The organism is Arcobacter venerupis (genome assembly GCF_013201665.1).
Lineage (GTDB): Bacteria > Campylobacterota > Campylobacteria > Campylobacterales > Arcobacteraceae > Aliarcobacter > Aliarcobacter venerupis.
Genome location: NZ_CP053840.1, coordinates 576,556 through 591,000 on the forward strand (window position 1 = coordinate 576,556; position 14,445 = coordinate 591,000).

General features: G+C 27.0%; 13 protein-coding genes. 10 read left to right on the top strand and 3 right to left on the bottom strand.

Annotation, left to right across the window (positions count from 1 at the left end):
• The first annotated feature begins 68 nt into the window (after positions 1–68).
• From AVENP_RS02840 to AVENP_RS02865, 6 genes are read left to right on the top strand one after another with little or no spacing between them, the layout of a single operon-like run.
• Positions 69–413, top strand: coding sequence for a DUF6394 family protein (locus AVENP_RS02840; RefSeq protein WP_128357705.1), 345 nt, complete (start codon positions 69–71; stop codon positions 411–413).
• On the top strand, positions 413–2,878 hold the full coding sequence (leuS, locus tag AVENP_RS02845) for a leucine--tRNA ligase (RefSeq protein ID WP_128357704.1): 2,466 nt from the start codon (positions 413–415) through the stop codon (positions 2,876–2,878). Before AVENP_RS02840 ends, leuS begins: the two co-directional genes overlap by 1 nt.
• A 7-nt stretch (positions 2,879–2,885) precedes the next feature.
• Positions 2,886–3,413, top strand: coding sequence for an LPS assembly lipoprotein LptE (gene lptE / locus AVENP_RS02850; protein ID WP_128357703.1), 528 nt, complete (start codon positions 2,886–2,888; stop codon positions 3,411–3,413).
• Positions 3,414–4,586 (top strand): bifunctional folylpolyglutamate synthase/dihydrofolate synthase, encoded by a 1,173-nt coding sequence (locus tag AVENP_RS02855; protein ID WP_128357702.1) that lies wholly within the window; start codon positions 3,414–3,416, stop codon positions 4,584–4,586. It abuts the gene before it with no gap.
• The gene (locus AVENP_RS02860; protein WP_128357701.1) at positions 4,573–6,696 is read left to right on the top strand and encodes a DEAD/DEAH box helicase; all 2,124 of its coding nucleotides are present in this window, start codon (positions 4,573–4,575) and stop codon (positions 6,694–6,696) included. Before AVENP_RS02855 ends, AVENP_RS02860 begins: the two co-directional genes overlap by 14 nt.
• Before the next feature lie 16 nt (positions 6,697–6,712).
• Positions 6,713–8,326: a cation:proton antiporter gene (locus AVENP_RS02865; RefSeq protein ID WP_128357700.1), complete on the top strand. Its 1,614-nt coding sequence runs from the start codon at positions 6,713–6,715 to the stop codon at positions 8,324–8,326.
• A 23-nt stretch (positions 8,327–8,349) separates the two neighbouring features.
• Here AVENP_RS02865 and AVENP_RS02870 read toward each other — a convergent pair whose 3' ends face one another.
• Genes AVENP_RS02870 through AVENP_RS02880 form a run of 3 tightly spaced genes read right to left on the bottom strand, consistent with a single transcriptional unit; the run spans position 8,350 to position 9,944 of the window.
• A complete protein-coding gene (locus tag AVENP_RS02870) occupies positions 8,350–8,736 on the bottom strand; it encodes an ExbD/TolR family protein (protein ID WP_128357699.1) in 387 nt (128 codons plus the stop codon).
• Complete coding sequence (locus AVENP_RS02875; protein ID WP_128357698.1) at positions 8,733–9,242, bottom strand: MotA/TolQ/ExbB proton channel family protein; 510 nt, start codon at positions 9,240–9,242, stop codon at positions 8,733–8,735. The genes AVENP_RS02870 and AVENP_RS02875 overlap by 4 nt, the downstream gene beginning before the upstream one ends.
• A 3-nt stretch (positions 9,243–9,245) precedes the next feature.
• Positions 9,246–9,944, bottom strand: a complete 699-nt coding sequence (locus tag AVENP_RS02880; RefSeq protein WP_128357697.1) for an energy transducer TonB — start codon at positions 9,942–9,944, stop codon at positions 9,246–9,248.
• Between the two features lie 125 nt (positions 9,945–10,069).
• On the opposite strand from AVENP_RS02880, the gene AVENP_RS02885 reads away from it, so the two are divergent.
• Genes AVENP_RS02885 through AVENP_RS02900 form a run of 4 tightly spaced genes read left to right on the top strand, consistent with a single transcriptional unit; the run spans position 10,070 to position 14,436 of the window.
• Complete coding sequence (locus tag AVENP_RS02885) at positions 10,070–11,257, top strand: TolC family protein (RefSeq protein WP_128357696.1); 1,188 nt, start codon at positions 10,070–10,072, stop codon at positions 11,255–11,257.
• Between the two features lie 5 nt (positions 11,258–11,262).
• The gene (locus AVENP_RS02890; protein ID WP_128357695.1) at positions 11,263–12,531 is read left to right on the top strand and encodes an efflux RND transporter periplasmic adaptor subunit; all 1,269 of its coding nucleotides are present in this window, start codon (positions 11,263–11,265) and stop codon (positions 12,529–12,531) included.
• Positions 12,521–13,225: an ABC transporter ATP-binding protein gene (locus AVENP_RS02895; protein WP_128357694.1), complete on the top strand. Its 705-nt coding sequence runs from the start codon at positions 12,521–12,523 to the stop codon at positions 13,223–13,225. The genes AVENP_RS02890 and AVENP_RS02895 overlap by 11 nt, the downstream gene beginning before the upstream one ends.
• A complete protein-coding gene (locus AVENP_RS02900) occupies positions 13,225–14,436 on the top strand; it encodes an ABC transporter permease (RefSeq protein WP_128357693.1) in 1,212 nt (403 codons plus the stop codon). The genes AVENP_RS02895 and AVENP_RS02900 overlap by 1 nt, the downstream gene beginning before the upstream one ends.
• Positions 14,437–14,445 lie beyond the last annotated feature (9 nt).

Here is a 14,445-nt window from a genome sequence, read left to right on the forward strand (position 1 = left end):
GCAATTTTTTATCATTTTTTAGCTAAAATATTTGCCTTAACAAAAGCAAAAATTATAAAAGGATAAAAATGGATTGGGGTAAAGTAACCTATATTTTCTTTTCACTAATGTCTTTAACTACAACTGCTGGTTTTTTATATGAACCTAATGCAATAGCATTATTCATTGCAGCTGGTGTTAATGTAATCTCAACAATATTAAAACTTGGTGTTAAAAATCTACTTGCAGCTGAATTATTAGCTAGTTCATTAGTCGCAGATTTACATCTTATTCCTTCATTTATGGTACTTACATTTACAAATGATGTTCGATTATCAATCGCTTTAGCTATTGGTGCAATTGTTGCAAATACTTTCTCTATAGCCTTAGCGTTAATAGAAAGTGCAAAAAGTCAAGATAAGGATGAATTTTAATGGAATATATTTCAAAAGAGATTGAAAAAAAATGGCAAAATTTTTGGAGCGAAAATCAATCTTTTGAACCAAGCGATGATAAAACAAAAGAGAAAAAATATATTTTAAGTATGTTCCCATACCCAAGTGGAAGAATTCATATGGGACATGTAAGAAATTATTGTCTAGGCGATGCTTTTGCTAGACATTTTAGAAAATCTGATTTTAATGTTTTACATCCAATTGGTTGGGATAGTTTTGGAATGCCAGCAGAAAATGCAGCAATAAAACATAAACTTCATCCAAAAAAATGGACTTATGAAAATATTGATTATATGAGAGATGAGTTAAAAGCATTAGGATTATCTTTTTCTGAGACAAGAGAATTTGCAACAAGTGATGAACTTTATACAAAATGGGAACAAGAATTTGTTATAAAAATGTATGAAGCAGGTATTATTTATAGAAAATCTGCAACAGTAAACTGGTGTCCTCACGATTTAACAGTTTTAGCAAATGAACAGCTAGAAGATGGTTGTTGTTGGAGATGTGGAACTGAAGTTGTACAAAAAGAGATGCCAGGATATTATGTAGGTATTACAAAATATGCTCAAGAATTACTTGATGATTTAGAATTATTAAAAAATGATTGGCCAAGTCAAGTTTTAACTATGCAAGAAAATTGGATTGGAAGAAGTGAAGGTTTAGAGTTTAAATTTGAGTTATCAATAGAATCAAAAGCAAAATTAGAAAGACAATTCTCTAAATATACAGTATTTACAACAAGACCAGATACTATTTATGGAGTATCATATTCAGCTCTTGCACCTGAACATCCAATTGTAAAATATATGCTTGATAATAATCTTTTACCAGAGAAAAAAATAAAAGCTATTAAAGAGATGCAAAAAGTTACAGAAAGAGATAGAGCAACTCAAGAAAAAGAGGGTGTGTCTTTAGAAATTGATGTTATGCATCCATTAACAGGTGCAAAAATTCCTGTTTGGGTAGCAAATTTTGTATTAAGTTCATATGGTGGTGGAGCGGTTATGGCTGTTCCTGCACATGATCAAAGAGACTTTGAATTTGCTAAAAAATATGATTTACCTATAAAACAAGTAATTGTGGGAAATGATGGAGTAATTGAAAAACAAGTAGAAGCATTTACAGCTGAGGGTAAATTAATTGATAGTGAAGGATTTACTGGTTTACCAAATACAAAAGCAAAAAAAGCAATTGTTTATCATTTCGAACAAAACTCTTTAGGGGTAAAAAAAGTTAATTTTAAACTAAGAGATTGGGGAGTTTCAAGACAAAGATATTGGGGAGCACCAATTCCTTTTGTTCATTGTGAAGATTGTGGATTAGTTCCTGAAAAAACTGAGAATTTACCAATTGCACTGCCTGAAGATGTTGAAATTACAGGTGAAGGAAATCCATTAGATAATCATCCAACATGGAAACATTGCTCTTGTCCAAAATGTGGAAAACCAGCAATAAGAGAAACTGATACTTTAGATACTTTTGTTCAATCATCTTGGTATTTTTTAAGATATGCAACTAATCCAAAATCTTGGAATGAAGTTGGTATCTCAAAATCTGATAGTGATTATTGGATGGATGTTGACCAATATATTGGTGGAATTGAACATGCTATTTTACACCTTTTATATGCAAGATTTTTTACAAAAGTATTAAATGATTTAGGTTACACAAATTCAAGAGAACCATTTAAAAAACTACTTACTCAAGGTATGGTTTTAAAAGATGGTGCAAAAATGTCTAAATCAAAAGGAAATGTAGTTGATCCAGATTTAATAGTTGAAAAATATGGAGCAGATACAGCAAGATTATTTATGTTATTTGCAGCACCTCCTACAAAAGAGCTTGAATGGAATGATAGTGCAGTTGATGGCGCATATAGATTTATTAAAAAGTTCTATGAAAGAGCTGCTAATGTAACAGAAAATGGTTTAGAAACTTTTGCCTCAATAAATCATTCAGCTTTAAATAAAGAAGAAAAAGAAGCTAGAAAAAAAGTATATGATGCCTTATTAAAATCAAATGAAGTATTTAATAAAACTTATACTTTTAATACTTTAATAGCCTCTTGCATGGAAGCTTTAAATGCTTTACAAGCTCAGAAGAATGAAGCAGTTTGGGCTGAGGGATATTATATTTTAACAAATATTTTGGAGCCAATTATTCCTCATGCTTGTTGGGAATTATCACAACTGTTATTTAATCTTGAAAATTTTAATAAAAAACTTGAGATAAAAGAAGAAGTTTTTGCTTTTGATTCTATACTTTTAGCAGTTACTGTTAATGGTAAAAAAAGATGTGAAATTGAAGTTGCAATAGATACTTCAAAAGAAGAAATTTTAGCACTTGCAAAAATAGCAGCTGCTAAATGGCTAGGTGAAAGTGAATTAGTTAAAGAGATTGTTGTTCCAAATAAACTTGTGAACTTTGTAATAAAAGGATAAAACTATTATGAATATTTTAAAAAAAGTACTATTTGTACTTTTTACTTTTGCTATTTCATTTTCATTTTTTGGATGTGGATATAAACCTTCAAGTTATTATGCAAAAGAAGAGATTACAGGGAATGTTTTTGTAAAAGTTTCAATTGATTTAGAAGATCCACAAAATTCAGTAATTATAAAAGATTCAATTAACAAAATGTTAATTCAAAAACTAGATGTACAATTAGTTGATAAAGAATCATTGGCTGATACCGTAATGTATGTAAAAGTTAATTCTGTAAGAATGCAAGCTTTACAATATGATAAATCAGGATATAATAAATTATATAGAGCAATAGTAACATTAGATATTTCTTATTTTAATAAAAGTGAAAATAAAAGAAAATCATTTAGTGTTGGTGGAGATTACGACTTCTCTATTGATAATGGAACAAGTATAAATGATACTCAAAGATACCAAGCAATTGTTCAAGCAGCTGATAAAGCTTTAGAAGAAGTATTATCAAAAATTGCAGTTTTATCATTTAAAAAATAGATGTTAGTAGATTTAAAAAAAGCAAACTTAGAAGAGTTTTTGAAATATAAAACTCTTTATTATGACAAGATAGATTTTAGCTTTGTAAAATCTTCTTGGGAAAAACTATCAAAAAAAATAAAACTTCCTTTTGTAATTCATATTGTTGGAACCAATGGAAAAGGAAGCACGGGAAGATTTTTAGCTCATTATTTATCTAAAAAAGAGTTCAAAGTATTACACTATAGTTCTCCTCATATTATGAAATTTAATGAAAGAATTTGGATCAATGGTTTTGATGTTAGTGATGAAGCATTAGAAACAGCCCACCAATTTTTACAAGATTTATTTGAACTTGAACTTCTTGAAAAATTAACATATTTTGAGTATACAACTCTTTTAGCTTTTTATTTATCAAAAGATTTTGATTATTTAGTTTTAGAAGCTGGACTTGGTGGAGAGTTTGATGCTACAAATGTAGTTGAAAATAATCTTTCATTAATCACAACTATTGGGCTTGACCACATGAGTTTTTTAGGAAACACTGTTGAAGAGATAGCATCTACCAAAATGCGTTCAGTTGATAATAAAATGCTTATTGGTTATCAAGTTTTTCCTGAAGTTGTTCAAACTGCTTTTAAAGTAAAAGAACAAATTTTAAAAGAGAGAAATAGAAGTATAGAGATTATTGAAGTAAAAGATTTTGAAAAGTATGTAATAAATAATAAGTTTGCTTCATATTTAAAAAGAAATTTACACCTAGTAATTGCTTGTTTAAATGAGTTGAAAATTCCAATAAATTTAGAACTTTTTGATGATGTCCCACTTTTTGGAAGATGTCAAAAAATAGCTTCAAATATAACTATTGATGTGGGACACAATCCATTAGCAGCAACAGTTATTGCAAAAGAGTTTGAAAATAAGAAAATCACTTTAATCTATAACTCTTACGCTGATAAGGATTACACTGAGGTTTTAAAAATATTAAAACCAATTATAAAAGAACTCGTAATAATTGAACTTGATGATAAAAGAGTTGTGCAAAAAGAAGAGTTATTAAAAGTTATTAAACAATTAAATATAACAAATATAGAGACAATAAAAATAGAAGAAAATGAAGAGTATTTAGTTTTTGGTTCATTTTTAGTTGTTGAAAAATTCTTATCTTTGATTGGCTTTAATGAAAACTCTTGAAAAGCAACTTGAAAATCTTTATATTCAAAAGAATAAAATAGATGAAGAGATAGAGCTTTTAAAAGAAAAAATAAAACTTGAAAAAGAAAAGGTTCTTCTAAAAAAAGATTTCACTAAAAATGAAAAAATAGAACTTTTTAAATCTTTATTTATAGCTCGATTTGATATTTATGCGAAAAAGTGGGTGAGTCGTGATGGAAGTAAACAAGGTTTTTACCCTGTAACTGCTACTTTTCAAGGTGAAGATTATTTGCCTTTGACAAATTATCAAATTGAAGAGCATTTAAGAGGAAATCTATTTTTAGCTACATATTGTATTGATTCTAAAAATATCTCTAAATTTATAGTTTTTGAAATACTTGATGAGGATAAATACAAACTTCAAATCACACTAAACTCTTTAAATATAAGAGCTTATTATGAACTAAACTCTTACAATGCAGTTTTTGCTTGGATATTTTTAGAAGAGGAATTACCATCAAAAATAGTTTTTAATTTCGCACAATTTATACTAAAAAAAGCAAATATAAGTGCAAAAATCTATCCAAATAAAGAGTTTGCAACAAAAGAGAGTTTAGGAAATAGCCTTGAACTTCCACTTCATTTAAAACTAAGAGATAAAAATAAAACAGTTTTTATTGATGTAAATACTAATAAAATTTATGAAGACCAATGGATGGTTTTAAATTCAGTTCAAAAGGTTTCAAAACAGATAGTTTATAGTTTTAATGAAAATTCTGACTCTGTAAATTACGAAAAAGATTTTGAGAAAATTAGTTTCCCTATGGAAAAGCTAGAGATAGTTTTATCTGATTTTATTTATATTCCAACACTTAATTTATCAAAATCATTTTTAAATAAATTAAAATCATTTGCAACCTTTGAAAATCCTCAAATTAAAATTCTTTTGAATTTGAGAAAACCTTTGTATAACACTCCTAAATATATAAAATCATTTGATGAAGATGATAAATATTTGATGCTTCCTCGAGGTTTAAAAGAGAAAGTTGTAGATTTTTTTAATGTTAATGCTCTTAAATTCTCTTTTATTGATAAAAGAAATTTTAAAGAGACTGAAACTAAAAAAGTTATATTTACTTTACGACCAGAACAAAGCGATGCAATAAAAGAGATTAAAAAAACAGATTTTTCAATTTGTGTTGCGCCTCCTGGTTTTGGAAAAACTTTGCTTGGGGCTAAGATTTTTGAGCAAAGAGCATGTTCAACTATGATTGTTGTAAATAAAAATATGCTTTTAAATCAATGGATAGAAAGATTCGTTGATTATTTTGGATATGAAAAAAAAGATATTGGATATTTAGGAAAAGGTCACAATAAATTAAATGGAATAATTGATGTGGCAACTATGCAAAGTCTAAAAAATGACCCAGAAATAATAAATAATTATTCTTTTGTAATTGTTGATGAATGCCATCACATTCCAGCAATTACCTTTGAGCAAATTATTAAAAATTTCAAAGGTAAATATATCTTAGGTTTAAGTGCAACACCAAATAGAAAAGATGATTTACAGCCTATTTTATATCAGCAATTAGGTGAAATCTCTTATGAATATAAGAAAAAAAGAACCCATACTAATAAACTTCAAATTATTAGAACTGATTTTGAAAGTACAGCTGATAATTACTCTACCATCATAAATGAACTATGTGTTGATGAAAATAGAAATAATTTAATAATTGAGGCTATAAAAAACAATATTCAAAGAAAAATTTTAGTTTTAACCGATAGAATAGAACATATAAATATCTTGGAAAATCTTTTACAAAAAGATAATTTAGATTATGTTTGCGTTCATGGAAGTCTAAATAAAAAAGAGCAAGTTGAAAATATGGCTTTGGTAAATACAAAGTCATTAATAATTGCAACTACTTCGTATTTTGGTGAAGGAATAGATTTCCCACACTTAAATACGATTATGTTTGTAACTCCAATCTCATATTATGGAAGACTTGTTCAATATCTTGGACGAATAGGGCGAGGAAATCAAGAGTGTTTAGCTATTGATTTTTTAGATTCAAAAAATGCTATGTTAAACTCAGCCTATAAAAAAAGACTAGAGGGATACAAACAAATGCATTATAAATAAATTTTAAAGGAGTTAAATGTTAGGAATTATAGTCGCTACAACACTTATTACGTTAATTTTAAATCTAATTCTAAAAAAAGTACACCTACCAACAATTATAGGTTACATTCTAACTGGTACAATAATAGCTTATACTTTTAATTTGCATTCAGCTGTAGATAATCATGAATTAAAAGAAATTGCTGAGTTTGGGGTAGTTTTTTTAATGTTTACAATAGGTTTAGAATTCTCTTTAAACCATTTAAAAAAAATGAGAAAAGAAGTATTTTTTACAGGAACTTTACAAATTGTAATAACTACAATTTTTGTATATTTAATTGCACACTTTATAATAGGGTTTAATACTCAAACTGCTTTAATAATTGGGACAGTTTTATCTTTATCTTCAACAGCAATTGTTTTAAAAACTTTTAATGAAACAAAAGAGATAACAAAACCATATGGAAGAAGAGTTTTAGGAATTTTAATTATGCAAGATATTGCAGTAATTCCAATACTTTTAATGATTTCATTTTTTTCAATGACGGGTGATGGAAGTTTAGTATTAACTATTGGTAAAACTATTTTAGCTGCTGTTGTGTTATTAGCTGTTTTATATTTTAGTGGAAGATATTTATTAGAGCCTTTTTTAAGATATGTATCAGCTACAAAATCAGATGAATTATTTGTGGCCTCAGTTTTACTTTTGGCTATGGGTTCTGCATATTTAGCTTATTATTTTGGATTTTCATATTCGCTTGGCGCATTTATTGCAGGTATGATGATTTCAGAAACAAAATTTAAGCATCAAGTTGAAGCTGACCTTATCCCTTTTAGAAATATTCTTTTAGGTGTGTTTTTCATAACTGTTGGAATGCAAATTAATTTCAAAATCATTTATGAGTATGCTTGGATTATTGCTATTTTATTACCTTTAGTTATGGGATTGAAATTTATAGTAATTTACTCTTTAGTAAGATATGAAGATAACAAAAGAGTTGCATTTAAAACTGCACTTTCTTTGATTCAAATAGGTGAGTTTTCACTTGCTATTTTAGAACTTGCAAGAAGTCAAAATTTGATTGATATAACATATTCTCAAATATTAATAGTTACAATTGTAATATCAATGATTTTAACACCAATAGTTCTGAAAAATCTTTCAAAAGCAGCAGCAAAATTAATTCCAGAAGATGTAATGATGATTACAAATACTTACAATGTTTCAGAAGATACAGAAAACCATGTAGTTGTTTTAGGATATGGAAGATTTGGTCAAGCAATTGTTAGAGAATTAAAAACTTTTGGACAAAATTATGTTATTTTGGAACATAATATTAAATTCTACCAAATAGGAAAAGATAAAGGAGAGCCAATTGTTTTTGGAAATGCTGCCCAAAGACATATTTTAAGTTCCCTAAATATTAAAAAAGCATCAGCAGTAATTGTGGCTGTTAATAACCCTGAAATATTACATATTATTTGCCAAGCAGTTAATGATTTAACTCATAATAGTAAAACAATTGTAACAGTAACTACAGATGATGAGAAGAATGCTCTTGAAGGTTTACATTTAAAACATGTTATTGTGGAAACTCAGCAAATTGCTAGAGCAGTTGTTGATGAAGTTATGTATTGTAGATTAACTTGATTTAAAAGTAGTAGAAAATTCTACTACTTTTTTTGTTCAGTAACTAAAGATATATTAAATAATTCGTGTTTTTGAAGTACTTCTAAAACTTCAATTATTTTTTCATATTTAACTTCTTTATCAATTCTAAAAATAATATTTCTTTTTTTATCTTCTATTTTTTCTATTTCATTTTCAAAAACTTCAATTGTTGCTTCTTTACCTGAAATAGCTAATTTATCATGATTCAGCTCTATTATTATCTCTTTATCTTTTACTTCAATCTCTTTAGCAGTTGAAGTTGGAAGGTTAAGAACAAGGGCTAATTCATCTTTTTTAAATACTGATGAAACTATAAAAAATATTAAAAGAATAAAAACAACATCTATAAGCGGCGTAATATCTGGAGTTAGAATTTCTCTTTTTTTCATATTTTTTTAAGAACCTCTTTTTGAATTTTTAGTTCAATATCATCTAAAATTCCTACAATATAGTTATATCCAATATAATGTGGAATTGCTACTATTAAACCAGCAATTGTAGTGATTAAAGCAACAGAAATTCCACTTGAAAATATTGATGGATCTCCTAAACCACTTTTTGAAATAGAATCAAATGAATCTAAAACACCAATAACCGTACCTAAAAGTCCAAGAAGTGGTGCAATTGAGGCAATAATTTTTACAGTATTTAAACCGAATTCAAGTTTTTTGATTTTTCTATTTATATAGTTGTCAATAGAATCTTTTTTAAATTCTTCACTGTTTGTTTTTGCAAAATGTATAATTTCACTTATTAACAGTTCTCTTTTATTTCCTGCTAAAGCAATAACAACTAATTTCCAAAACATTATTGTAAAACCTATAATATTTAAAAAAATCAGAATATAAACAATTATTCCACCTCTATCAATATAATTGATTAAGTCAACACCCATTCATTAGCTCCTTGTAATTTGATAAACAATTGGCACAGTTATTTCCCAACTATTTTTATTTAATTTTTCTGGGATTGGTTCAAAACTATTTATTTTAGTTAAGATTTCAATCGCAGCTTCATCAAGTCTTTCAAAGCTTGATTTTTTAACAACTTTTATATCTTGTATATGTCCATCTTTTGAAATAACAAAACAAACATTAACTTTTCCCATTTGATTTAATCTTTTTGCAGATTTTGGATAAATTTTATTTTTTTCAATTATCATTCTGATTTTTGCTAAATACTCATTTTCCAATGCATCTTTTAAAGATGGATCAATATCTTTCTCTACACTTTTAATATCAGATGTATTCATCTGTGGAACAGCATTATTGATTTCCTGTTTAACTTCTTTTATCTCCTCTATTTTTTTTTCAACCTTTTTCTCTTTTTTTGGAAAGTCTTTCTTCTTCACTTCTTTGATTTTGTTTGTACTTTCAGTTTTTGGTAAAGGTTTAATTTCAACAGGTTTTTCTACAATAGGCTCAACTACAGGTTCAGGTTTTTTTATTACTACATTTTGTAAATTTATTTTAGTTATTTGAGGTAGAGGTTTTGCTTGTTGCTCAACTTCTTCTTCAACTTTTAAATTTGCAAATAATAATAAATGTGCCGATATTGTTAGTGTTAATATAACTAATAAACTTTTTTTGTTTTCCATAAGTAGAATTTTAATACAATATTGATAATAATTATCTTAATTGAAATTAAAAGTTAATGTTTTGTTAAATTTCCATTAAAATAGTTGATATAGAATTTCACTAATTAAAAGAAGAAGGAAATAAGTTGCGTAAAATAATAGTATGTTCTTTATTTTGTAGTTTAGCCTTTGCAAATAATTTAGATATTTTGCAAAAGGATAAAAAAGCCACAAGAGAACTTGAAAAAAAATCTATTGAATCTAATTATGAGACAAATAAAAATGATTGGATTTCTCCAGTTAATTTAAGTTCAAGTTTAAATAGAAGTCATTCATTAACAAGTGATAGTGATAAATTCACAAAAAGTGTTTCAATTGGATTTACTCAAAGTATTTATGAATCAGGAGGAATAGAATTCACAATTCAATATGCAAAAGATAAATTAAAGTATGACACTTTAACTTGGGAAAATGAGAATTATCAGATTTTAGAATCAATTTATGATACTTTACTTGAAATATCAAAATTGAAATTACAAATAGAACAAAGTAAATATAAACTTGAAAATAAAGATATAGAATTAGTTATTAAAAAGATTCAATATGAAGCAGGGAAAACTGATATTGTTGAATTAAATAATACTGTAATGGCTAAAAATTCGCAATTTAGAGAAAATATTTCTTTAGATAATTCATTAAAAGATAAAGAGTATGAATTATCAAAATACACGGATTTAAAATATGATGAAATAGAAATTTTAGATTTTAAAAATGTCTCAAAAGAGGATTTCATAAATAAAAATTTAGATTTTTTACAAGAAGACTCAAAAGTTGAAATGTTAAATACAAGTTATAAAAAAGCAAAAACTAATTATCTTCCTAAGGTATCTTTAGGAGCTAATAGTTCATACTCAAATGTTGATGATTTAATTAAAAATGCTAATGATGATGAGACAAGTACAAGTGCTTCCTTAAGTCTATCTGTTCCCTTGTATGACTATAATAAATCAAGCAAACTGCAAGATGCAAAATTAGAATATTTAAAACAAAAAAGTCAAGTTAATGATTTAAAAAATGAGATTGCATATGATTATTCGCAAATTCTAAATCAAATAGATACTTATGAAAAACAAAATAAAACTATTGAAGATAATATCAGATTATATGATGATTTAATTGCAGCAAATAAAATTTCAAATGATGCTGGAATGACTTCTGTTTATGATTTAGATATTTTAAGAAATACAAAAAAAGTAAATGAGTATGATTTACAAATAAATGATATAAATATCAAATTACAATATTCAAAATTATATTTTAAAATAAAAGGCTAAAATAAATGCAAGATACACAATTAATACAAGAATTAGAAAATTATAGTAACAAAAAATCAAAAAAATTTTATATTTGGATTATTTTAGTTTTACTTTTAGCTTCAGGAATTGCATATTATTTTCTAATATATAATAAAGAAAATAAAGAATTAATGGTTGAGTATGTTACAAAAAAAGTAACAAAAGGTGATTTATCAGTTATTGTAAGTGCAACTGGAAATTTAAATCCAACAAATAGTGTTGAAATCGGGGTTGAAGTATCAGGAACTATTAAAGAGATATATGTAGATTTTAATGATGAAGTAGAAGTAGGACAAGTATTAGCAAAACTTGATACTAGAAAATTACAATCAGAAGTTGATGGATTAACAGCAGCTCTTGCAATTGCAAAAGCTAATCAAAAAGAGAGTGAAGTTACTTTAAAAAACAAAAAATTAATTTATGATAGAACAGCAAAAATGTTTAAAAATTCAGGAGGGAAATATCCTTCTGTAAATGAACTAGATGAAACAAAATATACATATGAAGGTGCTCTTTCAAGTTTAGATGCAGTAAAAGCAAAAGTTGAACAAGCCTCATTTAATTTAAATACAGCATTACAAAATTTAGATAAAGCAGTTGTAAAATCTTCTATAAAAGGAATAGTTTTAAATAGAGAAGTTGAAGTGGGACAAACTCTAGCTGCAACAATGTCTGCACCAAAACTATTTACTTTGGCAAAAGATTTAACAAATATGGATTTAATTGTTAGTATTGATGAAGCAGATGTTGCAGATGTTAAAAAAGATTTACCTGTAACTTTTACAGTTGATGCTTATCCAAATAAAACATTTAAAGGAAAAATCAAACAAGTTAGATTAAATCCAGTTGATTCAAATGGAGTAGTTACTTATGAAACAGTTGTTGGCGTAGATAATGAAGAATTACTTTTGCGACCAGGAATGACTGCGACTGCAAAAATTATTACAAAAGAGAGTAACGACAAATTAATTATTCCAAATGGTGCATTAAGGTTTAAACCAAAGATTTCAACAGATGATAAAAAAACTACAATGAATTTTGTAGGCCCTCCGAAACGACCTCAAGGTGAAAATGCAGCAAAAGATTTAACTAAAAGAGAGCTTTCACCTATTTTTATTTTAGAAAATAATCAACCAAAAAGAGTAATGGTAAAAATATTAGACACAGATGGAAAATCAACAACTGTTGAATCAAAAGATTTAAAAATAAATGATGAGGTTATCACTTCACAAAAGAGTGAAAATGCAAATTAATAAAACTATAATTGAGTTTAAAGATATAGTTAAAACTTATGGAGTAGGTGATGCAAAGACATATGCTTTAAATGGAGTAAGTTTTACTATAAATAAAGGCGAATTTATAGCTATTATGGGAGCTAGTGGAAGTGGAAAATCTACTTCTATGAATATGATTGGATGTTTGGATAAACCAAGTAGCGGTGAATATCTTTTTAATGGTATAAATGTAGAAAAATTAAATCGAAACCAAATGGCACTTTTAAGAAGAAACTATTTAGGATTTGTTTTTCAAGGATTCAATCTTTTAGGAAGAACATCAGCTTTAGAAAATGTAGAATTACCATTAATTTATAGAAAAATTCCTTCAGCAGAAAGAAAAGTATTAGCTTTAGAAGCTTTAAAAAAAGTTGGACTTGAAAGTGTTGTTCATCATACTCCAGCAGAGCTCTCAGGAGGTCAACAACAACGTGTTGCAATTGCACGGGCAATTGTTACAAATCCTTTAGTTTTACTTGCTGATGAGCCAACAGGTAATCTTGATAGTATAAAAAGTATAGAGATTATGAATTTATTAAAACAGTTAAATGAAGAATCAGGAATTACAATTATTATGGTAACCCATGAAGAAGAGATGGCAAAATATGCAAATAGAGTTATCTATTTTAGAGATGGACACATTGAAGATAGTTTAAAAAAAGGATTTAAATAATGTTAATAAATGCTTTTTTAATAGCGATAAAAGAGATTAGAAGAAATATATTAAGATCATTTCTTACTATTCTTGGTATTGTAATAGGTGTTGCATCTGTAATTGCTATGGTTATGATTGGAGATGGAACAACAGCAAATGTAAAACAAAGTATTTCAAAACTTGGAACAAATATGTTAACTCTTAGAGTTGGACAAGAAAGACGTGGCGCTCCAAGAGATGATAATAGTGCAAAACCATTTACAAATGAAGATATAAGCGCCATAAAAAATGAAATCCAAAATATAAAAGCAGTTGCCGCAGAAAATTCTAGTAAGATGAATATTGTTTATGGAAATAAAAGTAATAGTAGTTCAGTTATTGGTACAAGTAATGATTATTTTATAATAAAAGATTGGGAGTTAACAGATGGTAGAACTTTTGATGATACAGAATTAAATAGTGGAAAAACTTCTTGTATTATAGGAACTACTATTGTAAAACAACTTTTTGAAGATGAAAACCCAATTGGAGCGGATATCAGACTTAAAAATATCTCTTGTAACGTAATTGGTATTTTAAAATCAAAAGGTGCTGCAGCTTTTGGGAATGATCAAGATGAAATAGTAATAGTTCCTTTAAAAATGTTCCAAAGAAAAATAAAAGGAGATAAAGATATTTCATCTATTCTTATTTCAATAACTGAGGGTAAATATATTGAAGATGCAAAAACAGATATTACATCTTTAATGCAAGAAAGAAGAGCTATAAAAGTTGGAGAAGCTGATAACTTTCATATTAGAGATATGGAAGACTTATTATCAACAATGACTTCTACAACAAAAATGTTAACTTATCTTTTAGGTTCAATTGCAGCTATTTCTTTACTTGTTGGTGGAATTGGAATTATGAATATTATGTTAGTTTCAGTAACAGAAAGAACAAGGGAAATAGGGACAAGACTTGCAATTGGTGCGATGGAAAATGAAGTCTTGCTACAATTTTTAGTTGAAGCAGTTGTTTTAGCAACTCTTGGTGGAATTATTGGGATTGTATTTGGCATGGGAATTGGATATATAGTTGTTCATTCAATGGATTTACCATTTATTATAAATAATCAGATAATTATGATTTCATTCTTCTTCTCAACTTTAATTGGTGTTGTATTTGGTTATTTCCCAGCTAGAAAAGCTGCTAGATTAAATCCAATTGATGCTTTAAGATATGAATAAAATGTAAAT

Coding starts and splice junctions, on each gene's coding strand:
- AVENP_RS02890 (WP_128357695.1), top strand. CDS start 11,263: ATGCAAGATACACAATTAATACAAGAATTAGAAAATTATAGTAACAAA.
- AVENP_RS02900 (WP_128357693.1), top strand. CDS start 13,225: ATGTTAATAAATGCTTTTTTAATAGCGATAAAAGAGATTAGAAGAAAT.
- lptE (WP_128357703.1), top strand. CDS start 2,886: ATGAATATTTTAAAAAAAGTACTATTTGTACTTTTTACTTTTGCTATT.
- AVENP_RS02880 (WP_128357697.1), bottom strand. CDS start 9,944: ATGGAAAACAAAAAAAGTTTATTAGTTATATTAACACTAACAATATCG.
- leuS (WP_128357704.1), top strand. CDS start 413: ATGGAATATATTTCAAAAGAGATTGAAAAAAAATGGCAAAATTTTTGG.
- AVENP_RS02865 (WP_128357700.1), top strand. CDS start 6,713: ATGTTAGGAATTATAGTCGCTACAACACTTATTACGTTAATTTTAAAT.
- AVENP_RS02895 (WP_128357694.1), top strand. CDS start 12,521: ATGCAAATTAATAAAACTATAATTGAGTTTAAAGATATAGTTAAAACT.
- AVENP_RS02860 (WP_128357701.1), top strand. CDS start 4,573: ATGAAAACTCTTGAAAAGCAACTTGAAAATCTTTATATTCAAAAGAAT.
- AVENP_RS02870 (WP_128357699.1), bottom strand. CDS start 8,736: ATGAAAAAAAGAGAAATTCTAACTCCAGATATTACGCCGCTTATAGAT.
- AVENP_RS02875 (WP_128357698.1), bottom strand. CDS start 9,242: ATGGGTGTTGACTTAATCAATTATATTGATAGAGGTGGAATAATTGTT.
- AVENP_RS02840 (WP_128357705.1), top strand. CDS start 69: ATGGATTGGGGTAAAGTAACCTATATTTTCTTTTCACTAATGTCTTTA.
- AVENP_RS02855 (WP_128357702.1), top strand. CDS start 3,414: ATGTTAGTAGATTTAAAAAAAGCAAACTTAGAAGAGTTTTTGAAATAT.